This is a genomic window from Microvirga massiliensis, assembly GCF_001006805.1.
Lineage (GTDB): Bacteria > Pseudomonadota > Alphaproteobacteria > Rhizobiales > Beijerinckiaceae > Microvirga > Microvirga massiliensis.
On the sequence record NZ_LN811363.1, the window covers coordinates 245,556 to 265,748 of the forward strand.

Consider the following 20,193-nt stretch of genomic DNA (forward strand, 5'->3'; position numbering starts at 1 on the left):
GAGCCAGACTCTTAGGGTAGAGGGGGACGAGGCTCGTCTCACTGCCAGCGATCCAATTTCGAGGAGTGGTGATAGAGTTTCTGCCTTCCGCCTTCCTGTCCTAGGCCGTTTCTAAGGCTCCTGAAGGCAAGAGACCTTGGTTATTTCGTGTCATTGTCCCCTGAGGGATTTCATCACCTGCTGATTTCATCACCTAAAACCTAAACTATGTCGCGCCCGGTCTCTGCCTTCTGACTTGAGTCAGCTGATGCGGCAGCTTACCGACTGTCGTAGCCCACCCATAGCTTGCCGTTCACAATCTACGGTATCTTGGTCCTGGGCACTTGATCTTCCGCCGGTGGTCGACTGGCCCAGTGATACCGCATTCTGCACCGTTTCGGGATAATCCCCTCAAGGCCTACCGTACAGGCGCGACCTGCTCTGCAGATTTACGGCGCGATCGAACCCCGGACCATCGTTTCCGATCTCTCACTGGGCTGCATCCGCCTCAACGCCGTTATGATGGATCTCTTCGATTGGGTGACGACCGGCACGCACGTTCTCGTGATTGAAGGAGCTCGCATGAGAACTCGGGATTTTCCCCTCCCGTGAGTGTCCGCCGCTTGGCCCAGTAAAAGTTGCACACCGACCATCACTGCAGCGAGCCTTGGGCTCAAGCGTTCAGATGCACTCCTATATGGGTGAGAGCCACCCGTCGCTTTTGAATCAGTCAGGGGTCACTGCGGGCATTTAGCGATAAGCATCTTGAGCAGCGTTCGCGCGGCTTGTCATCGCGTCATTGATGATCGGTGTAACTCGCGTTGGTACAGGTCTCGCGTCTCCTGGGAACGCACCTGCGACGGTGTTCGCCCGGTCCAGCGTTTGCAGGCATGGGTGAAGGCGCTGACTTCTTGGAAGCCCAGCAGCCAGGCGACCTCTGACACGGAAAGGCTCGAATCCTGGAGGTAATGCTGCGCCAAGTCCGCCCTGAGCTCATTGAGAATACGAGCGAAGGTCAGACCCTCGGCGGCCAAGCGTCGGGCCAGGGTGCGCTGGCTCAGTCCAACTTTGCGGGCCACTTCGCCAGCGCGAGCCTTGCCATGCGGCAGGAGTGGCGTCGTGGCGTTCTCCACCCTCGTCCTCAAGGCCTGCACCGGGCGGCTGCGATGGGCAAGGGCCTCTTCGCAGTAGCCTACAAGGAGATTGTTCAGGTATGGATCGGCCCCGGTCAGTGGGAACTCGGAGGCCTCCGGCGCGAATGCAATTACATCGCACGCGGATCCAAAGGCAATCGGGCAGGCGAAGAAAGCTTCGATGTGCTGAGATGCGGTGCAACGCGGATGGACGAAGGCGACACGGATCGGACGAAGGGCCGTCCCGGTTGTCTGCCGTGCCATCCGCACCAGCACTGTCGCCACGAATTCGATCTGATGTCGGTCGGCGTGCCTCGGCACCCCAACATAATCGAGGTCGATCCCGACCTCGCGTCCACGCAGGCAGCGCAGCGTGATCGCCTCATTCGCGATGGTGCTGTACCGCTCGGCGCGCTCAAGCGCCTCCCGGAACGTGGTGGACGAGGCAAGCACGAAGTAGAGCAGTCCGGCCTCTCGTAAGTCGGCCGCTTCCGCGAGATGGAACCCGAGCACGTCATCCTTGAGCATCTCAGCCGCTAGGCCGAGCAGGGCGATCTGGCACCCTACGTCGAGGCGAGCCTCTGGGTTGTCGCTCTCTTCCAGGGACAGGCCGGCTTTCCGCAGCACAGGGACAGGATCATGCCCGAGGTGACGAAGACGCGCCGCGGCCAAGCGGGTCATCGCACCTCCGGCACGCGGAGGCATGGGCGTCGAATAGTGGCGCATGAGCTCATACCTCGCGGCGGGTCAGGCGCGACAAGCCTTTGGCCGACGATAGCAAGACGAGCGTGGCCTGTCTCCGCTAACAAGCTGCCGGCCGGTGCATGGGGTAAGTTCCACGCCATTGCCCGACCCCGCCGCCCGCCTGGAAGGCTAGCCCCCAAGTGCCGGTCACCAGGCGGGCGGATCCGTTTCCGCAAGCACCATTGGAGCTTGCCGCCGTGAGCGGCGAGGCGCCCGCATGACCGCACGCGAAGACCTCGGCCTCAACGCACAGGATTTCCCACCCGACCATCCACAGCGCCTCCTGATCCAGGCCTATGCCCGTCTGCCTCTGTTCCCAGAGCGGGTGGACGGATCAAAACAGGCATCAATTGCGAGCTTCGGTGCCTATGACCTACGCCTGAGCGAGCTATCGCCCGCCATGGGCTTACTCAAGGCTTACCCGCTCCAGGTCGAGCTCTGCGAGAGCATCACCGGACGGATCATTGACAGAGTCGGCTGCCAAAACCTCCGAGACGCCAGCCGAGCGGTGGAGGCCTTCATCGCCGTGATCTTGCGCCTGGGCAAGGTCGCTCCGCCCGAATGTCCCTGTGCGTAGCGGGCCTGCACGGAGAGACGATCTCAAGCAGCACGCCCGCCAAGGAAGTGGCGCCGAGCCTGCGGCCCTGTCCGACCGCTGACCTTCTGGATCTGCGTTGCCCTCCTGGAACCCTGCATTGGCGCCCGAGCATCCGTCACCCACCGAGATCCGGTCTGCGCTGCAGCGGGTTACGCTGAGCGAAGCGTTTCGCAACACGCCGCAGCTCGTCAGCTTTCTGACCTTCGTGGTCGAGCGGTCGCTGGCGGGTGAGGCGCAGGAGATCAAGGGCTACACGATCGCGACCCGCGCCCTCGGGCGCCCGCCGGACTTTGATCCGCAAACCGATCCCATCGTTCGCGTCGAGGCCGGACGGCTTCGGCGCGCCCTGGATCTCTACTATGCGGGGAGCGGCAAGGGCGATCCGGTCAGAATCCGGATCCCGCGAGGCAGCTATGTTCCGCGATTCGAGCGGGCCGAGGAGGCGAGCGCACCGACAATCGTAGCGCTGCCGACGGTGCTTCCTGAAGAGAGGGCTCGTAGAACCGAGAGCTGGTCGATACCAGCCCGTCAGACGGAAACAGCCCGGCTGGCTTTGATGGCCAAGGCGGGGCAGACGGCGAGACGGTTCCTGACACTCCCAGGCCGGCTCGGGGCGGTGGCGATCGTGCTCGGTTTTGCCGTTCTGGCTGCTCTATTGGCTGGGGCGGGCTTGGTCGCGGTCTCTCTGCGTCAGGAGGGTGTGGTGGCAAGTACAGTGCCGCGCCAGACCCGACCCATCGTGGCCGTCGGCGCCATCGAGGGCACCGGGGCGGCAGCCATGGCGCTAGGAGCTCTGCGCAGCACGCTCATCGATGTTCTGGTTCATTTCGAAGAGATCGATGTCGTCGATCTCGCGACTGGGCCCCAACCTTGGAGCGAAAGCGGCTATCTTCTGTCGCTTACGGTCGGAGGCAGGGTAGGGGATGTGACCGCCAAGCTTACGCACCGGCCGAGTGGCGAGGTCATCTGGACGCGGACATTCGAAGGCCCCCGCGACATTCAATTCGTCGAAACCAATCTTGCGCGGCGAATTGGAGCGGCCGTGGCACAGCCTTACGGCGCGGTGGCGGCGGACCTGCGGCGGCGCAGCCGCAGCGACGCGCGAACACTCTGCCTCCTGATGGCGCACGACTACTGGAGAGCGCCTTCCGAGGCGGCTCACGCGCGGGCGCGTGATTGCCTCGAAGCGGTTGTCGCCGCCAATCCGGATGCCGCGACCACCCTCGCGGCCTTGGCCATGATCTACCTCGATGAGCATCTCGCCGGGCGCAACCCACGCCCGGCGCCGTTGGATCGGTCTTTCGCGATGGCTCGGCGCGCTATCGAGATCAGGCCTGATAGCGTGCGCGCAAACCAAGCCATGATGGCGGTCCTGGTTGCGCGTGGCGATAGTGCCGAGGCGCGGGTCATCGGTCAGCGCCTGCTCGAGCTCAATCCATATGAGCCAAGGTCGAGAGATGGTCCAGAAACTGAGCCAAGCTTCGGGCGTTGAGTTGGGCCGCGAATACCTGAACGGCCAGACCGGTTACCGATGCTATCTACTGCGAACTGTATACTTCCGTGGATCGCGGCGATCACCTGCTCGGCGGTATTACACGAGGAAGACCTTGCGACCAGCCGGGGTGATCTTCAGCCCGAAACCCTTGAGGTCCTCATCCCACCAGGTTGCATCCCGATCAGCCGGGCAGGGGAGGGCATCGATGATGCGCTTGGTGAGTTTGCAGGCCGGCATAAGGGCGGGCTCGCGGTGGCTACTTGGGGCATGTATAGGTAGCCAGAAATTTGCAACGCGAGACATGGATGGGAACGAGTAGCCCACAGGTAAGTGAGCTATTGCAGGGACTTGTCAGCTACCAGCTATCGTCGTCAATCGCCAGGAAACGACCAACAGCCGTCCCTTAATCAGCGGGCCCAAGGTTCGAGCCCTTGTATACCCACCATCTTCAAGGCTTCGGACAACCTGCCGAGGCATTTTTGGTTCCAGAGACTTGAATCATCACAGAGCCTCGGCGGGATAGTCTCGAAACCCATTTCCCCGCTCCTTTGATCAAACGCTCCCGTATCCGCTTACGTGCTACCTTCTCGATCGAGATGGCAGAAGCGTCCACGCTACTACGTGATGATCGAACTGCGCTTCGGCGCCGTAGGAGTTGGAAACCTGACTCTGATTGACGATCTGCACCGCAAGTGGAGCAAAGACTCTGTTTACCGGATAGCCTCTGAATCGCTCAGGACGAATTTCAACTTACCGAGGCGCTGATTGCAGCCCGCGCCCGTGCGAGCCTGTCACAGGCGCAACTCACCGAGAGAATGCACACCTCGCAGTCTTATGTCGCCCGGCTCGAACGCGGCAAGGTGCACCATTGACCGAAGCTCGTGCGCGTTTCACCAAGGCGATAGGAACATGTCTGAAGTCAGTTTCGAGCCCGCACAGCCGCAATAATCCCCCGAGGCTCGGTGTTTGGCCATGCCGTCCAAAACGGCTCGGCTCATCTGATAACATCGCCAACCAGGGCATGAACGCTCTTCGAGCGAGCCTTAGGTGTCGCGGCCTGATCTATATCGTCGGGCTGACCGTCGCCGTTGCCCTCCTCAGGGTTGGCGGGATGCTCGCCTTCGAGCCGGCTTCGAAAATCGAGGGCGGGTTCACGAGCTATCCGGACGCCTTGTGGTGGACGGGCATGCTTCTAACCATTAGGAGCAGTGAGTTATGGCAGAAGAGCGTCGAGGGGCGCATCCTCTGCTTCCTCCTGGCGCTCTATGGCTTTGCCGTGTTCACAGCGAGCCTCGCCTTGCTCTTCGTCGAGGGCAACGCTACGTCACCATCGGGCGGAACCGTAGGCACTGCCGACGTGGCAGCTCTCCACGCTGGATTTTCCGCACTCAGGGCAGAACTGGCCAAGCGGATCATGACTCCAGCCGCGGATTTGTCGAAGACCGAGCGAGTAGCACGTCACCCTAAGAAAATTGCAGAATTGCGAGATGATGATCGCGCTGCGACGAACCGGCATGCTGCCCTCATCTGTCTGCTAACGGACGAACTTCGCGCTCCACGCAAGGATGAGTGCGGAACTCGCCCGGGCAGGCCTGATTGAACCAGTGGGGCAACTTATCACTGCAATCATCTCAGGAGATATCGATGAAAGCATATCTGACCGCTGCTACACTCGGCCTTCTGATAACTGGGCCGGCCTTTGCCCAATCATCTACAACCCCAGCTCCCAAAGCGCCAGAAGCTCAACAGCAGAACTCGTTCGCCAGCCAGACGGGCAACATGCTCACAGCCCAGAAGCTCAAGCAGGATCTGCAGAATGCCGGATTCACGGATGTCACCGTGGCCGCGGAAGCGTTCCTCGTCCAGGCGAAGACGAAGGATGGAAATCCTGTCGTAATGACGATCGGTCCGCACGGTTTCACCGCTATGGAAGCCGTCCATACGACTGGGAGCACCGGGAGCATGGGAAATACGGGAAGCTCTGGATCCAGTGGCAGCATGAATTCCACGAATCCAAGCACGCAGAAGTAAGGGCTATCGGCATCCCGCGGCTGAACTTTTCCGTGCCTAGAACGCCGATTCTTCCTGCCCTTTCCGTCATTGCGAGCAGAGCGAAGCAATCCAGTGGCGCATCGGTCGAAGGGTAGATTGCTTCGGCTTCAGCTCGCAATGGCGGAATGGGTCCGGCGACTACTCCCGTTTCCGGCTCTGCATCTCCCGCCCTCAGACCCTCTTCGTCATTACGAACGAAGTGAAGCAATCCAGGCCGCCGTCTCAGGATGGATTGCTTCGACTTCGACTCGAGATGACGACATGGATCATCACGACAACGGAGAGAGTGCGACAGTCGACTCTGCGTTGCTCCGCTCCGCATGCAGAGTCAACACGTTTCAACTCACCAACGGTTACTGCGCATTCGCGTGCACGGCCTTCCGGAGGTCCGCGACCTGATCGGATGAAACGGCTGGTGCTGCGTTTCCCCAATGGTTGCGGACATAGGTTGCAACGGCTGCGATTTGATCGTCCGTCAGCTTCCACCCGAAGGCCGGCATCGACAGCGGCGTCGGGCGGGCCGAGGTCGGCACCGAGCGCGTTCCACCGAGGATGACCCGGACCACGGTCGTGGGATCCTGCTGCTGGACGTTGGCATTGCCGCGCAGGGGCGGGAAGAATGTCGGGATACCCTCGCCATTGGACCGGTGACAGGCCGAGCATTGGTCGAGGAAGATCGCCTCACCTGCATGGGCGACCTTGACATCGATTGAAGGCTGGTTGCTCTGGCGGTTCGCTTCGGCCGCATTCTGATGGGGCAAGTCCTTGAGATAGGTCGCGATGGCACGCAGATCCTCGGAAGTCAGGTGGGAGGTCGAATATTCGACCACCTCAGCCATCGGGCCGGAGGCGTTGCTGCGGCGATTGCGGCCGGTCTGCAGATACTCGACGACGTCGTCTTCGGTCCAGGAATGAAGGCCCTCGCGGAGGTCGGAGCCGAGGCTCGGAGCGAACCAGTTCTGAAGACTCGCTCCCTGCAACGCATCGCTCTCCTTATCGGCGCCGAGAATGTTCTTCGGCGTATGACAGGCCCCGCAATGGCCCAGGCCCTCGACGAGATAGGCGCCGCGATTCCAGGCTGCGGATTTCTGCGGGTCGGGCCTGAGATTATCGTCATCGAAGAACATCCAGTTCCACGGTCGCATCAGCGCGCGCTCGCTCAGCGGGAAGGGGAGCTTGTTACGCGGCGGGGTGTTGGCGGCAGGCTCGATCGTCTGCAGGTAGGCCCGGATCGCCTGCACGTCCTCACGCGTGACATGCGTGTAATAGGGATAGGGAAAGGCCGGGTAGAGGCGAGAACCATCGGCCGAAACCCCCTCGTGCAAGGCGCGATAGAAATCCTCGTCGGACCAAGCCCCAATCCCAATCTCGCGGTCGGGCGTGATGTTCGCCGAGTAGATCGTTCCGAAGGGCGTCTGGAGCGGGCGCCCACCGGCGAACGGCTTGCCGTTCGGATCGGTATGGCAGCCGAAGCAATCCCCGGCGGAGACGAGGTACTTGCCTCGCTGGATCTGATTGAAGTCGGTCTCCGCAAGGCCGATCCCGATCACCGGGAGAGTACTGAACAGCCCGGCTAGGGCGAGGGTATGCAGCCGGCGATCCAACGATGCCTCCTCAAGCCTGAACGAGCGGGCCCGGGCGTTTCAGATATTGGTTCCTGATCGCGTCCGCGGCCCAGTAGGTGAGGGCGCCGACAGTGCCGGTCGGATTGTAGCCGGGGTTCTGCGGGAAGGCGCAGGCCCCCATGACGAACAGATTCGGGACGTCCCAGCTCTGCAGGTAACGATTGACCACGCTCGATTTCGGGTCGGCGCCCATGATTGCGCCGCCCGTGTTGTGCGTGGTCTGATATGGAACGGTCGAGTAATGCCCTTCGCGGCGTGACACCTTGATCTCGCGTGGCTTCATGGCCCGTCCGATATCGGCGGCGCGATCCGTCAGGTAATCGGACATCCTGTGTTCATTGTCCGTGTAGTCGAACGTTAGGCGCATCAGCGGTTGTCCGTGCACGTCGCGATAGCTCGGATCGAGGTCGAGGTAGTTGCCGCGATGGCTCATGACGGCACCGTGCGTGCTGATCGCGCATTGCTTGAGGTAATTCTCGACGACAGCCCTCTTCCATTTCGAGCCCCATTTCGGCGTGCCCTCGGGCGTAGGGTGCGTCTCGATGGGGCGCCCATTTGTCGTCCACAGGGCGATGTAGCCGCCGCCGATGAAACCGAGACCGGTGTGATCGAAGTTGTCACCATTGAACTCGTCGATGCCCATCCCGAGCGAGCCCGCTCCGATGAAGGTGTTCGTGAGCACATCGTCGAAGAAGACATCGACTGCGCTCACAATCTGATATGCGTAGTTCTTTCCGACGGTGCCGGTTTGTGTGTCCGGATCATAGGGCTGGCCGATTTCGGACAGGAGCAGGAGGCGGACGTTGTGCAGGGCGAAGGCGCAGAGGATCACGAGTTGCGCCGGCTGTTCCCATTCCTGTCCCTGAGCATCGACATAGGTGACGCCGGTCGCCTGCCGGCCGCTGCTGTCGAGATTGACTTTCAGGACCTCGCACTCGGTGCGAAGCTCGAAATTATCCTTGCGCATCAGCACCGGCAGGATGGTCGTCTGCGGGCTGGCCTTGGAATAGTTGCCGCACGCGTATTTCTCGCAGAAGCCGCGCAATAGGTGCAGGGCCCGAGCTGTACGCCGAGCGGGTTGGTATAGGCCCGTGACATGTTGGCGGACGGGCAGGGGAACGGTCGATACCCGAGGCTCTGAGCCGCCTTGGCGAACAGCACCGGCGCATAGGTCATGTCCATCGGCGGATTCGGGTATTCGCGCCGGCGTGGGCCCTCGAATGGATTGCCTCCGGACTGACGCGTGCCATTCAGGTTTCCCGCCTTGCCGGAAATGCCGCAGAGATATTCGAACCGATCGTAGTAGGGTTCGAGCTCGTCATAGGTGACGCCCCAATCCTGGATGGTCATGTCATCCGGCAGCGGACCATAGCGCTGCTCATTGTGGCTCCTGGCGATGAAGTCACTCGGCAGGAAGCCGTCAGGTCTGGCCGTTCCAATGGATACCGGCCCCGCCGACTCTGTCGCCGGCAGAAACGATCCGAGATGCCGCATCGGCAATGCGGTTTCGCTCGCCGTGCTGCGGAAAGTCAGGGTCTCGCGCGCAGCTACTTCGAACAGCTCGTGGCGATAATAGTAGCGGAGCTCATCCTGGATGAAGGTGACAGCGAAATCGGTTGGCGTGTCGCGCCATCCCCCGCGCTCGATCGCGACGACCTGCAGGCCGGCATCGGTGAGTTCCTGCCCCAGGATCGCCGCCGTCCAACCGAAGCCGACCAGCACCACGTCCACTTCTGGAAGCTTGCTCGCCATCGACCACCTCCTTCAGCCGTTCGGGTTCCATTGGGGGCGACCCTGCAGGCTCACCGGCGGAAGCGGATATCGCTCACCGTGCTTGCCGACGAAGTCGCGGTAGTCATAGCGGGCGCCCGGGAAGCCGATCATCTTCCAGGCGGCCATGTTGCGGTTGCCGCCGTAGATCGGGTCGGCGAAAAAGCCCTCGACGGTGTTCTGCAGGAGCATGTCGAAGAAGACCTTGGCGCTCACGCCCTGCAGCTCGACATCGACCTTTTCTAGGGCCTCCAGGAAGCGGTCCTGCTCCTCGGGCGGGAGCTGGGCGAAGAACCGGCCTTGGTTCTGATCGCGCACGACGCCTTCGATCGCCTTGATCGCGAAGCGGTAGAGCTGGGCCGGCGTGAGCCGTGACTGGTAGCCCTGCATATCGGTTCCGGCCCGCCATGGCCCCAGCATGTACCAGCGCTCGGCCTGGCCGTAGGGGCCGGCAAGCTGACGATCGAGGAACGTCGGAACGCCGACCTCCTTCGCGCCGGGGCCGAGATCATCGGCCGGGATCAGGCGAGAGACGACGGCCTCGATGAAAGTCGCTTCGTCCGGCGTGAAGAACTGGTATGAGCCGGGCACGAACGCAGCCGGCGCATCGGCTACCGCCGGCGCCCAGGGCATCTCACCCTTGATCGTTCGGGCCTCGGCCGGAGCCGTTGCGTGCCCGGTCGCGACTGACACGGCTGCTCCGGCGAGGAGCTGTCTGCGATTGAGGTTCTGATCGCTCATGGAGCCCTCCCGGAAAAGCGGTGGTTCAGCCTGGGCCGCCGGATTGGGTGCTGGACTTCGGTTCCTTGGTGACCACTTCCGGTACGCCGGAACCCGTGGATGGCGCACCGACAGCGCTCTGCCCGCCCCGGCCTTGTACGGGGGCGCGGCTGCCAGATCCTGGACCGTTGCCGCGATCATCACCTGTTGCGGGCTGCTGCCGCCGTATTTGCCATCCCGAAACGGTTCAGACATGGGTTGCCCGGCAGGGAGAGGACCGACGACGGACAAGCTGCGAAAAGGCATCGCGACGTCCTTCTCTCCGAGCTCAAGAAATCCGGCGAGGCCGATCACGGCCGTCTGAACCTGACCATTGCCGTCGAACAGGAGGTCGTCGACCACGCCGAGCAGCTCCCCGGTCGAGCCGAGGACCGTAGCGCCGATGATCCGTGTCATTCGAAAGGTTTCTGCCGGCTCAGCCGACAGGAAGGGGGAGGTGGCGGATGCCGGTCCGGCAGGCTGGGGACCGACGGCTTGCGCCGGCGCCGGAAGGCTCTGGGCCAAGGCATGCGGCAGGGTGGGGACGGCAAGGCCGAGTGCTGCCAACAGCATGATTGGACCGATCTTTTTGCTGAGCAGAACGGGCCTGTCGAAGGGGTGAAGGCGCACGCCGAGTCCCTGCTGTCGTCTGTCGTCACTTGCCCGCATCAGGGTCTGGTCTGGCAAGGCGCCACGCCACCATACCGGTGAGGTGACACTGCAATGGCTGGCAGATCACCCCGGGAGCCCATCGGCAGACGGTCATGCTTGGTTTGCGCCGGGCGGGAGAAGCCCGAGAGATCAGCCGCATGACCGCAGAGCGGTCACCCCGTTGAGTGAATCCTTAGTCTCTGAACTAATCCGCCTTTCGCTCGGCATTGCCGATCCGAGGCTTGCGGCGATGCTGGCGGGCGTGCAACTCGTGGGCGATGGGAAGATGGTTGACGCCGTGGTGACAACCCCCGCCGCTGACACGACCCACCCCGATGAGGCCGCCTCGCTCACTTCGCGAGAGCTGGAGGTGTTGGGTCTCCTGGCAGAAGGGGCCCCCAACAAGGATATTTCCCGCCGCTTGAGTATTTCCGTGCACACGGCCAAGTTCCATGTCGGGTCGCTGCTCGACAAGCTCGACACGTCGGACGCACCGATGCTGTCGCGCATGCAGCCCGCCTGGGGTGATCGTCCTATAATGTTGTCCAACGAAGGGATCGTCGCGCGATTCCCAAGAGTGGGTCTCGATGATACGCGTCTGTTATGGCTTGTCAGCAATCGAGCCCCGGGAATGGCCTGTTTTCCCGCTGAACGATTAAGGTCGCGGAACCGCAAGTGCGATCCGATGTCGGTGCGGGGTTGCTGCTTTGGATCGTCCTGCTCGCCTTATCGACGAATGCGGCGCTGCCTTCATACCCGATCTGCGCGACAACCTTATACTCGAGCAAAGTGAAACAATCGGAGCGGACGCGAGCGACAGACAGTGAAAAGCGGCGCAGGTCGCTCACAATTCCGATTGCCCAAGACGTCTTTGAGTACCAGCTTCTGCTCGTGGAGCATCTGTCTCATGCGCGGCACCCTGCTGACTCAGTGTTTGACCAGGTTTCTCATGGCATCGCCAATCACACCAGCGAGGACCCGGTGCTGATCGAGGTTGAAGTGAATGCCGTCGATCTCGCTGGATCGGATATGATCTGCCGCATCGATGAATTCCACCTGCAGCCTTTCAGTCATGCGCCGAAATATCGGTCCAAGCGCCTCGGACTTGGTGCGTCCACCTGTAAAAATATCTCCGAGGCAGCCGATCTCGAGAATAGGTGGAGGAGCGACGACGAGGATGCGAGGCACCGTTCGCCCCGGGGCATCGCAGAGGGTTCGAATGGAGCGAACGAGGCACTCGACTCCAGCTGCGATATCACTCGCCCCGACCGAAAAGCGCGCCTTCAAATCGTTCGTCCCGATCATGATAATCATGGCGTCGATGGGCGAATGACTGCCGATGACGATGGGAAGAGCGGCGAGGCCCGACATGTGAGCCCCCTCGATCGGGTCCGGATGGACCGTTGTCCGCCCGGGCAGCCCCTCCTCGTATACGCGCCAGCCGGGTCCGAGATCCGCCGCTAGAAGACCCGTCCAGCGCTCATTCAGGCCGAAGCGGCGGATGTCATCGAAATTTCTCATCGGGGCGGACCCGTGAGTGTTGGAATCGCCGAAACAGACGAGGATGCTCGGTTGCTCGGACATAGGTTCCTCTTGTGTTGCTTCCTGGATCTTGGTCCGCGCCCATACTGCAGTTGGATCGGTCCATGCGGCCGGTCAGTCCTATGGTCGAGCCCGGCAAAGCCTGCCAATCGCTCCCGGATTCTGGGCCCAACCCGGATTGATTGACAACCTTCAGAGCCGTTGCATACTCGCCTCAAAACCTTTGTGCCTGTCGGAAGTGCGCCAGTGAGAGCGGAGTTGCACGAGTAGGTCTATCGAAGGTGATGAGCCCTCGGAAGATCACGTCGTGTCGTCCGTCCACCCCACCCCGCACTTCGGGCGGTGCAAGGCACCGGAAGGGGGCCTTTCAGGGAGGGCGCGATCGTGAGAATCGAGCGCTACGACAGGCTTATCCAGCTGCAGATGAATCGCCGCCACCTTCTCAAGGGAGCAGCCGCCGTTTCAGCCTTGGGGGCGACAGGGGCGATCGGCTCGTTCCCGCAGTCGGCGGGGGCGCAGAGCGATCTGCGGAAGCAGATCCTGCAGATCCCAGGCGTTGGTAAAGGCTCTCCCACCGATGAGGACTGGCAGAAGGTCGGCGAATTGTGCCTCGGGGCGAGCAAGAGGAGTGTGACCCAAGGCGAATTCAGGGGCGTTGAACTCAAGTTCATGGGGCTCAACAACCAGAACCTTCATAACTTCCTGTTCCGCGGCTTCCTGAAACCCTGGGAGGCCTACACGGGCGCCCGGATCACCTGGATCGATCTCGCCCAGGCCGATTACAACCCGCGCCTCCAGCAGGCGATCGCGACGGGCACCGTCGATTTCGATATTCTCGAGATGGGAGCGCCCTTTGAAGGGGATGTCTGCGGCAAGGGGCTCGCGTCGGAGATGCCCGACTGGGTCAAGCAGCAGATCGAAATGGACGATTACGTCAATTACCTGAAGCCACCGGTCGGAACATGGAATGGCAAGACTTATCGCGTCACTATCGACGGCGATTGTCATACCTTCAACTATCGTACCGATGTCTTCTCCGACCGGAAGCTCGCCGAGGCCTGGAAGGCAGAGGGCAACAAGAGTGACTGGGGCGTGCCGAGGACTTGGCAGCAGGTCCAGGCGGTCACCAAGTTCCTGAAGGGCAAGAAGGTCGGCGGAAAGGATACCTACGGCTATCTAGATCCGACGAAGCCCTGGGGCGGGTTCGCCTTCTACTTCCTCGGCAGCCGCGCCACGGCCTATGCGAAGCATCCGGACGACAAGGCTTGGCTGTTCGATATCGACACCATGAAGCCGCGCATCAACAACCCGGCCTGGGTCCGGGCCATCCAAGACGTAGTCGATGCGCTGCCCTTTGAGCCTGCGGACCAGCTTAATGCCGATCCGAACACCACGGGCTTCCAGCAATTCCTGGGCGGAACGGGCTCGATGCTCGTCTGGTGGGGCGATATCGGATCGAACGCGAAGACGAACGATGCATCGGTCGTCGGTGACGTTATCGCATTCGATATCCTCCCCGGCTCGGACGATGTCTACAGCGCCAAGACAGGCACCTGGGAGAAGCTGCCGAGTGGCCCGAACTTCGCCCCGAACATGGCCTATCTTGGATGGGGCGTGTACGTCATGGCCCGGGTCGACAGCGATCCCGCGAAGAAGAAGGCAGCCTGGAGTGCGGCCGCGCATCTCGGCGGCAAGGACCTCTCGCTCTGGATGGCAGCCTATCCGTCGGGCTTCCAGCCCTACAGGCAGAGCCATTTCAATATCCCGGAATGGGTTGCCGCGGGCTATGATGAGGCGTTCATCACCTCGTACCTGAACTCCGAATCCAACTCCTACAATCACCCGAATGCCGCCATCGAGCCGCGCATCCCGGGTATCTTCCAGTACTACAGCATAGCCGAGGACGAGCTGGCCAGGATCTTCGCCGGGAAGGTCAAGGTGAAGGAGGGCGCTGACGCCATCGCGGCAGCGTGGGAAAAGCTCACGGATCAGATCGGCCGCGAGAACCAGATCAGACTCTACAGGGCATCCCTTGGGCTATGATCCCGGGCCTGCGGTCCTGACTAATATCGCATCGGCTGGTGGCGCTCGATAGGCTGCCAGCCGCTTTTGTCCTCAATGAGCGACGACGTGCAACTTCGATGGAGAATGTCTCTTCGCTAGCAGGCGGCCAGTACGTGGTCGCGTCCGAAGTTGTCACTCCCGGCCGGAAGAATGCAGGACGTTGGCTCATTCAGCTCGCCTCGCTCGGGCTGGTGGCCATCGTCCTGGTCCAGATCCTCTACGAGACGGGAACGCTCTCCTGGGGCTTCGAGAATTGGCGTCCCGTTCTCTATGCCTTTCTCGTCTGGGCCGCCGCGCTGGGAGCCGGACAGGTGATTATCCGGGGCGAAGCTGGCTACCGGGCACTGTTTCTGCTACCGGCGCTCCTGTTCACGATCCTCATGGTGATCTTCCCGACCGTATTCGGGCTCTACATCGCGTTCACGGATTGGAACCTGAGCTCGTTTGCGGGCCGACGGTTCAACGGTCTCGAAAACCTGTACGCCCTGGTCAACGATTCCTTCTTCTGGAACGCGCTCGGCAACATGATCTTCTACGTGCTGGCCGTGTTCGTGCAGTATGCGATCGGGTTCGGCCTCGCCCTGCTGCTCAATGCTGACATCAGGGCACGCAAGTTCTTTCGCGTGGCCTTCCTGCTGCCCTTCATGCTGAGCCCGGTTGCCGTGAGCTGGATGATCGGTAAATCGCTCATGGAATATCGCTTCGGCCCGGCCGCCACGCTGGCCCGCCATCTTGGGTGGGACAGTCCGGCCTTCTTCACGACGCCCTGGATCGCGCGATTGAGCATTGTCATGATGGATTCCTGGGTCTGGATTCCGTTCGTCATGATCCTGCTGCTCGCTGGGCTGCAGGCGCTTCCCAAGGAACTCCTGGAGGCCGCAAAGGTCGACGGCGCTACACCCTGGCAGTCCTTCTGGAACATCACTTTCCCCTTGATGCTGCCCGTGAGCGTGACGGCGATTGTCATTCGCATCATCTTCCAGCTGAAGCTGGCGGATATCGTGATCAATGTGACGGCAGGAGGACCGGGCGGCGCGACCGACACCGTGTCGAGCTTCATCTTCCGCGAGTATCGCGACCGGTCGAATGTCGGATACGGAACGATGCTGGCGGAATTCTACCTGATCCTCATCATCATCTTTGTGATGCTGCTGCTGAACATGGTCAGCCGCTGGATGCGGAAGGTCTGATGATCGATGGTGACGAAGGGAACTGCCCGCGTGCGGACATATCGTGAGGCGGAGGAGCGAGGCCGTGCCGATGATGCGACGCTGCGCGCACGGGTCATCATCAGTCGCGTGCTGATTTACGGCACGTTGATCCTGTGGGCTTTCATCTCTCTGTTTCCGATCTATTGGACGGTGACGACGTCCTTCAAGACCGCAGTCAACGTCACGCAGGGCCATCTCATTCCCTGGATCGATTTCCAGCCCGACTGGAGGGGGTGGCGCTCACTCGGATTGTCGCCGGATGTGATCGGAAACACCTCGACGGCTCGCGAGGAGTTCCTGAAGCGGTTCGGGAACAGCGTCCTGGTATCCCTCAGCGCATCCACGCTGGCGATCGTGATCGGGTCCCTCGCCGCATACGGACTCAGCCGCTTCGACTACAAATGGGGGCCATGGCGCAACAAGGACATCTCGTTCTTCTTCCTGTCGCAACTGATCCTGCCGCCCGTCGTGCTCGCCATGCCGCTCCTGGTTCTCTACAAGGAACTCGCGCTGCTAGACACGCGCGTTGGGCTGATCCTCCTCTATACGCTGATGGTGCTGCCGATCGTGATCTGGATCATGCGCGACCAGTTCGACACGATCCCGATCGAGCTCGAGCAGGCCGCGCTCGTCGATGGTTGTACGACGTGGGGAGCGTTCTTCCGCGTTGTGCTGCCGATCGCGCTTCCCGGAATGGTTGCTGCGTTCATTCTCTCGGTCGTGCTCTGCTGGAACGAGTATTTCTTCGCAGCCCTGCTGACGAGCACGGATGCGAAAACCCTGCCCGTCATGGTGGCGAGCCAAACCGGTTCGCAGGGAATCAACTGGTGGAGCATGGCCGCTCTGTCCACCGCGGCGATTGCTCCGCTCGTCATGATCGGTATTTTCCTGGAACGCTACATCGTCAAAGGCCTAACGGCGGGTTCCGTAAAGTAAAGATTCGCGGTTGTCTTTGCCATTCGCATTCTCGTGTCCTCACGTCATTGCGAGCGGAGTGAAGCGATCCAGGAGCGCATCCGTCGACGGGTAGATTGCTTCGCCTCCGGCTCGCAAGGACGGTGTGGGTGCGACAGTGCACCTTGCCTGATCCTGCACCGCGCTCAGGATCAGTACATGTCGCTTCACGGATGGCCACCCAAGCGCTCCATCAGATCGCGCGTTTTCGGGTAGAGTTCCCTGAAGATGCCGTATTGGCGCCGATAGACCTCGGCATTCGCCGCATCGGCAACGAAGTCAGACACGACTGGATTCCACTGCAGGATGCTGTCCGGTCCAACATCGCCGACCGCGAGCGCGGCGAGAAAAGCGTCGCCATAGGAGGCACCGACGGTTTTTGCGCGTACGATTTGAGTTCTGCCCGAAATGTCCGACGTCGCCTGTGCCCAGACGCGGTTCTTCGTGCCGCCGCCGACGGCGAGGATCGCGCTCGGTTCCTGGCCGGCCTCCGCATAGGTGTCGATGATGTGGTTGGTGCCGCACGCAATGCCTTCGAGCATTGCGCGATAGATATCGCCGCGGGAATGAGTAAGGTCGAGACCGAAGATCACGCCCTTGGCCTTGGCGTCGTGGATCGGCGTCCGCTCGCCGGAGAAATATGGCAGTACGACCAGCCCCTTCGCGCCCGGGGGCGATTGCTCCGCCTCGGCGGCGAGCACTTGCATGGAAGTAGACGGGTCGAGATCGCGGGCGAACTGGTCGCGGAACCAGTGGATCAGCGTGCCGCTGGTGGCGAGGCCCGCCATAGCCGCATGCTGATGCGGGAACAGCCAAGGGGCGTACCATAGGCGCGGATCTCGGACGCGCGCCTCCGTGATCATGATGATGAAAATGGTCGAGCCATACATGATCATCATGTCGCCGCTGGACAGAACGCCGACGCTCAGCGCTTCGGCAGCGGCATCGACCGTCCCGGCGATAACCGGCGTGCCGGGCGCAAGCCCCGTCTCCTCTGCGGCCCGGGCAGTCACCACGCCGGCGATATCGGTCGTCCAGGCAAGGTCGGGCAGCCGATCAAGGCCGATGATGTCGTCGGCGAGCGCATCGCTCCAGGTCTTCTCCTCGATCTGATAGAACGGGCTGAAATTCGCCGCCGTATAGTGGTCGATCACGAAGGCGCCGGTCAGCCGATAGACCAGATAGGACGTCGAGGTCAGGATCCGGTGGGCCTTCGCAAAGATCTCCGGCCGGTTGCGCTTCAGCCAGAGGATCTTGGGCCCGATCGACTGCGACGTCAGGGCATTGCCGCAGCGATCCAGCAGAATTGCCTCGCCGATCCACTCGGTCAGTTCGGCGATCTCCATGGCCGCACGCGTGTCCACACCATAGAGCACGGCGTTCGTCAGCGGCTCGCCATCGGCATCGACCGGAAGCATGCAGGGGCCGATCGCGCTGGCGCCGATGGCGGCAATGGCTGTGGGGGCCACGCCGCTTTCCGCGAGGAGCTTGCGGCTGAGGAAGGTGAAGTCGTCCCACCAATCCTCACGGGCGCGATGCTCGGCCCAGCCGGGCTGCGGCACGATCATTTTGTGGGGCTGCGCGGTGGACGCGACGATCTCACCGTCGGCATCGACGAGCACGCCTTTCGACTCGAAGGTGCCGATATCGATGCCGAGATAGTGTTTCATCGCATGGGGTCGTCACGATCGAGGCTGAAGGTGCCGTCGATTCTGGTAAGGCCTGCCGCAAGGAGCTGTGTCAGCCCTTCCAAATCGGCAAGATCGCAGACCTCGAGTGAAGAGTGCGTGTAGCGCGTCGGATAGCCGAGATCGATGGAAGCGACTCCGGCGTTGACGAGCTGGACGTAGGAGGAATCGGTGAGGGCACCGATATGCGCGCTGCGCTGGAGCGCGAGGCCTTCCTCACGGGCGGTATCGGTGAAGAGATTGACAAGCGCCGGATGCGGGATCGTACCGTTCAGGGTGCCGCGGCCATGGAAGCTGTAGAGACCCATGGCGGGCCCGCCGCCGAGGCGGACATCGCCGCGCGCGGCCATATCGGGCGTGTCGGTCGCAAGAATGATGTCGAGCTGGATCGCGATGTCGGGCGACAGGGTCTGCGCCGCCGTGAGCGCGCCGCGAAGATTGAACTCCTCCTGCACCGAGAACACGAGGTGGACAGTCGGATGTTGGGGCGCTTTCTGCAGCTGCCGTGCGACTTCGACAATGACGGCGCAGCCGGCGCGGTCGTCGACCGAGGTGCCCGCGATGCGGTTACCGGCGAGCTCGATCACCTTCGGGGCATAGACGATCGGCGTTCCGATATCGATGCCGGCAGCCAGCGCCTCTGCGGCACTGCCGAAGCCTGCATCGACATAGAGCTCCGGATAGGGCAGGACGCGGTACTTCTCGTCCGGCGACGTGGCGTGATGGCTCTTGTTGGCGATGATGCCCGGCACGTCGCGCCCTTCACCCACACAGAAAAGGACAGCCTGCGCCGGGAGCGCCTTCTCGGGTAGCCCGCCGAGGCGTTCGACCCGGACGAGGCCATCGGCCTCGATCTTCCTTACCACGAGGCCAAGCTGGTCTATGTGGGCGAACAGCATGACACTGGGTGCCGTTGCGTCTCCTTCGAGCGTTGCGATCAGGTTGCCAAGGCGGTCGGAACGAGAGGCGATCCCGAGCCCCGTCAGCTCTCTGGCGATGTGCCGGCGAACGCGATCCTCGTAGCCGCTCAGGCCCGGAATTATCATCAGGTCGCGGAGAAGTGTACGCAGACGATCTCTTGCTGTTGGGCTCCGATGAGTGGGTGCGGTCATCGTCAGCCTCCGCGCGCGGCGCGGGCCAGACGCATGAACTCGGCCGCACGCTGCGGGTCGACGGCGTTCCAGGTATTCCCGTCGACCTTCAGCGACGAGCCTACGATGCAGCCGTCGCAGATCCTTAGCACATCGGCGACCGTTTCGTGCTTGACGCCGGTATTGGCGAGCACCGGCATATCTGGAAGAACCTTCTTCACGGCCTCAAGATCGGCGAGCGCGGCGGCCTCTCCTGTGATGGTTCCGGAAACCAGGATCGCGTCCGGGATCGAGGAGAAGACGGCGCTCCGGGCGCGATCCGGGAGGCTGCGCTGGTCCAGCGACCATGCGAACTCGGCCGAGATGTTGTAAAGCAGCGCAAGGTCACGGCGGCCGAGGCGATCGCGATAGCGCATCGTAGCGCCGGCATTGGGCGTCCACGTGCCCATGTCGGAGGCATAGGTGCCGGTCATGATCTCACGGACGAAGGATGCTCCGGTGGCCGTGGCCAGCGCTATGGAGCTGATCGGATCCCACAGTACATTGACGCCGAACGGCACGGTGATTTCATGACGGACGCAGCCGATCGCATAGGCCATAGTGGCGGTGGATGCAGGGTCGACCCTGAGCTCGTAAGGGCGATCGTTCTCGTTCCCGAACATCACCGCGTCGAAGCCCGCCGCCTGCAGGGCGCGTAGATCCTTGGAGATGCCTTCGATCAGCCCTTCGAGACCCGCCTCCCCATCGAAGAGCGGAGATCCGGGTAGCGCCCCGAAATGAACCATGCCTATCACCGGCTTCGTCGCGCCGAATACCCTGCGGAAGTTTTCAGACATG

Annotated in this window: 18 protein-coding genes and 1 pseudogene; 9 read left to right on the top strand and 10 right to left on the bottom strand. The window is 62.0% G+C overall.

Annotation, left to right across the window (positions count from 1 at the left end; translation table 11 throughout):
• Positions 1-767 precede the first annotated feature (767 nt).
• Positions 768-1,793 carry an AraC family transcriptional regulator gene (locus tag BN1233_RS33500; protein WP_082145811.1) on the bottom strand — a complete coding sequence of 342 codons (1,026 nt, stop codon included), beginning with the start codon at positions 1,791-1,793 and terminating at the stop codon, positions 768-770.
• 280 nt (positions 1,794-2,073) lie between these two features.
• Between BN1233_RS33500 and BN1233_RS33505 the strand changes: the two genes are divergently transcribed.
• Complete coding sequence (locus BN1233_RS33505) at positions 2,074-2,433, top strand: hypothetical protein (protein WP_048709822.1); 360 nt, start codon at positions 2,074-2,076, stop codon at positions 2,431-2,433.
• Between the two features lie 118 nt (positions 2,434-2,551).
• A complete protein-coding gene (locus BN1233_RS33510; protein ID WP_046867943.1) occupies positions 2,552-3,946 on the top strand; it encodes a tetratricopeptide repeat protein in 1,395 nt (464 codons plus the stop codon).
• A 99-nt stretch (positions 3,947-4,045) separates the two neighbouring features.
• Here BN1233_RS33510 and BN1233_RS47705 read toward each other — a convergent pair whose 3' ends face one another.
• The gene (locus BN1233_RS47705) at positions 4,046-4,186 is read right to left on the bottom strand and encodes an Arm DNA-binding domain-containing protein (protein WP_147707697.1); all 141 of its coding nucleotides are present in this window, start codon (positions 4,184-4,186) and stop codon (positions 4,046-4,048) included.
• Positions 4,187-4,737: 551 nt separating this feature from the next.
• On the opposite strand from BN1233_RS47705, the gene BN1233_RS51345 reads away from it, so the two are divergent.
• The 3 genes from BN1233_RS51345 to BN1233_RS33520 all read left to right on the top strand — a co-directional run bounded on the left by BN1233_RS51345 (position 4,738) and on the right by BN1233_RS33520 (position 5,980).
• Complete coding sequence (locus BN1233_RS51345) at positions 4,738-4,821, top strand: helix-turn-helix domain-containing protein (protein ID WP_425311768.1); 84 nt, start codon at positions 4,738-4,740, stop codon at positions 4,819-4,821.
• 149 nt (positions 4,822-4,970) lie between these two features.
• On the top strand, positions 4,971-5,549 hold the full coding sequence (locus BN1233_RS33515; RefSeq protein WP_052764043.1) for a two pore domain potassium channel family protein: 579 nt from the start codon (positions 4,971-4,973) through the stop codon (positions 5,547-5,549).
• 44 nt (positions 5,550-5,593) lie between these two features.
• The gene (locus tag BN1233_RS33520; RefSeq protein ID WP_048709825.1) at positions 5,594-5,980 is read left to right on the top strand and encodes a hypothetical protein; all 387 of its coding nucleotides are present in this window, start codon (positions 5,594-5,596) and stop codon (positions 5,978-5,980) included.
• A 374-nt stretch (positions 5,981-6,354) separates the two neighbouring features.
• Here BN1233_RS33520 and BN1233_RS33525 read toward each other — a convergent pair whose 3' ends face one another.
• The 4 genes from BN1233_RS33525 to BN1233_RS46275 are packed head-to-tail and all read right to left on the bottom strand — an operon-like array spanning position 6,355 to position 10,842.
• Positions 6,355-7,605, bottom strand: coding sequence for a c-type cytochrome (locus tag BN1233_RS33525; protein ID WP_197094632.1), 1,251 nt, complete (start codon positions 7,603-7,605; stop codon positions 6,355-6,357).
• Between the two features lie 10 nt (positions 7,606-7,615).
• The gene (locus BN1233_RS50860; protein WP_342341681.1) at positions 7,616-8,671 is read right to left on the bottom strand and encodes a GMC family oxidoreductase; all 1,056 of its coding nucleotides are present in this window, start codon (positions 8,669-8,671) and stop codon (positions 7,616-7,618) included.
• Positions 8,593-9,378 (bottom strand): GMC family oxidoreductase, encoded by a 786-nt coding sequence (locus BN1233_RS50865; RefSeq protein ID WP_342341682.1) that lies wholly within the window; start codon positions 9,376-9,378, stop codon positions 8,593-8,595. Before BN1233_RS50865 ends, BN1233_RS50860 begins: the two co-directional genes overlap by 79 nt.
• A gap of 12 nt (positions 9,379-9,390) precedes the next feature.
• A complete protein-coding gene (locus BN1233_RS46275) occupies positions 9,391-10,842 on the bottom strand; it encodes a gluconate 2-dehydrogenase subunit 3 family protein (RefSeq protein ID WP_147707698.1) in 1,452 nt (483 codons plus the stop codon).
• A 145-nt stretch (positions 10,843-10,987) separates the two neighbouring features.
• On the opposite strand from BN1233_RS46275, the pseudogene BN1233_RS45265 reads away from it, so the two are divergent.
• A pseudogene (locus tag BN1233_RS45265) lies at positions 10,988-11,334 on the top strand (helix-turn-helix domain-containing protein).
• A gap of 399 nt (positions 11,335-11,733) precedes the next feature.
• On the opposite strand, the gene BN1233_RS33540 reads toward BN1233_RS45265, so the two are convergent.
• The gene (locus BN1233_RS33540) at positions 11,734-12,390 is read right to left on the bottom strand and encodes an SGNH/GDSL hydrolase family protein (protein ID WP_046867944.1); all 657 of its coding nucleotides are present in this window, start codon (positions 12,388-12,390) and stop codon (positions 11,734-11,736) included.
• A gap of 342 nt (positions 12,391-12,732) precedes the next feature.
• On the opposite strand from BN1233_RS33540, the gene BN1233_RS33545 reads away from it, so the two are divergent.
• The 3 genes from BN1233_RS33545 to BN1233_RS33555 all read left to right on the top strand — a co-directional run bounded on the left by BN1233_RS33545 (position 12,733) and on the right by BN1233_RS33555 (position 16,559).
• On the top strand, positions 12,733-14,391 hold the full coding sequence (locus tag BN1233_RS33545) for a substrate-binding domain-containing protein (protein WP_046867945.1): 1,659 nt from the start codon (positions 12,733-12,735) through the stop codon (positions 14,389-14,391).
• A 98-nt stretch (positions 14,392-14,489) separates the two neighbouring features.
• Positions 14,490-15,602 (top strand): carbohydrate ABC transporter permease, encoded by a 1,113-nt coding sequence (locus BN1233_RS33550; RefSeq protein ID WP_082145804.1) that lies wholly within the window; start codon positions 14,490-14,492, stop codon positions 15,600-15,602.
• Positions 15,603-15,683: 81 nt separating this feature from the next.
• Positions 15,684-16,559 (top strand): carbohydrate ABC transporter permease, encoded by an 876-nt coding sequence (locus BN1233_RS33555; protein WP_046868039.1) that lies wholly within the window; start codon positions 15,684-15,686, stop codon positions 16,557-16,559.
• 185 nt (positions 16,560-16,744) lie between these two features.
• On the opposite strand, the gene BN1233_RS33560 is transcribed toward BN1233_RS33555, so the two are convergent.
• The 3 genes from BN1233_RS33560 to BN1233_RS33570 are packed head-to-tail and all read right to left on the bottom strand — an operon-like array spanning position 16,745 to position 20,192.
• Complete coding sequence (locus BN1233_RS33560) at positions 16,745-18,247, bottom strand: FGGY-family carbohydrate kinase (protein ID WP_046867947.1); 1,503 nt, start codon at positions 18,245-18,247, stop codon at positions 16,745-16,747.
• Positions 18,244-19,377: a M42 family metallopeptidase gene (locus tag BN1233_RS33565; RefSeq protein WP_046867948.1), complete on the bottom strand. Its 1,134-nt coding sequence runs from the start codon at positions 19,375-19,377 to the stop codon at positions 18,244-18,246. The genes BN1233_RS33560 and BN1233_RS33565 overlap by 4 nt, the downstream gene beginning before the upstream one ends.
• 2 nt (positions 19,378-19,379) lie before the next feature.
• Complete coding sequence (locus tag BN1233_RS33570; RefSeq protein WP_046867949.1) at positions 19,380-20,192, bottom strand: BtpA/SgcQ family protein; 813 nt, start codon at positions 20,190-20,192, stop codon at positions 19,380-19,382.
• Between the last annotated feature and the right edge of the window lies 1 nt (position 20,193).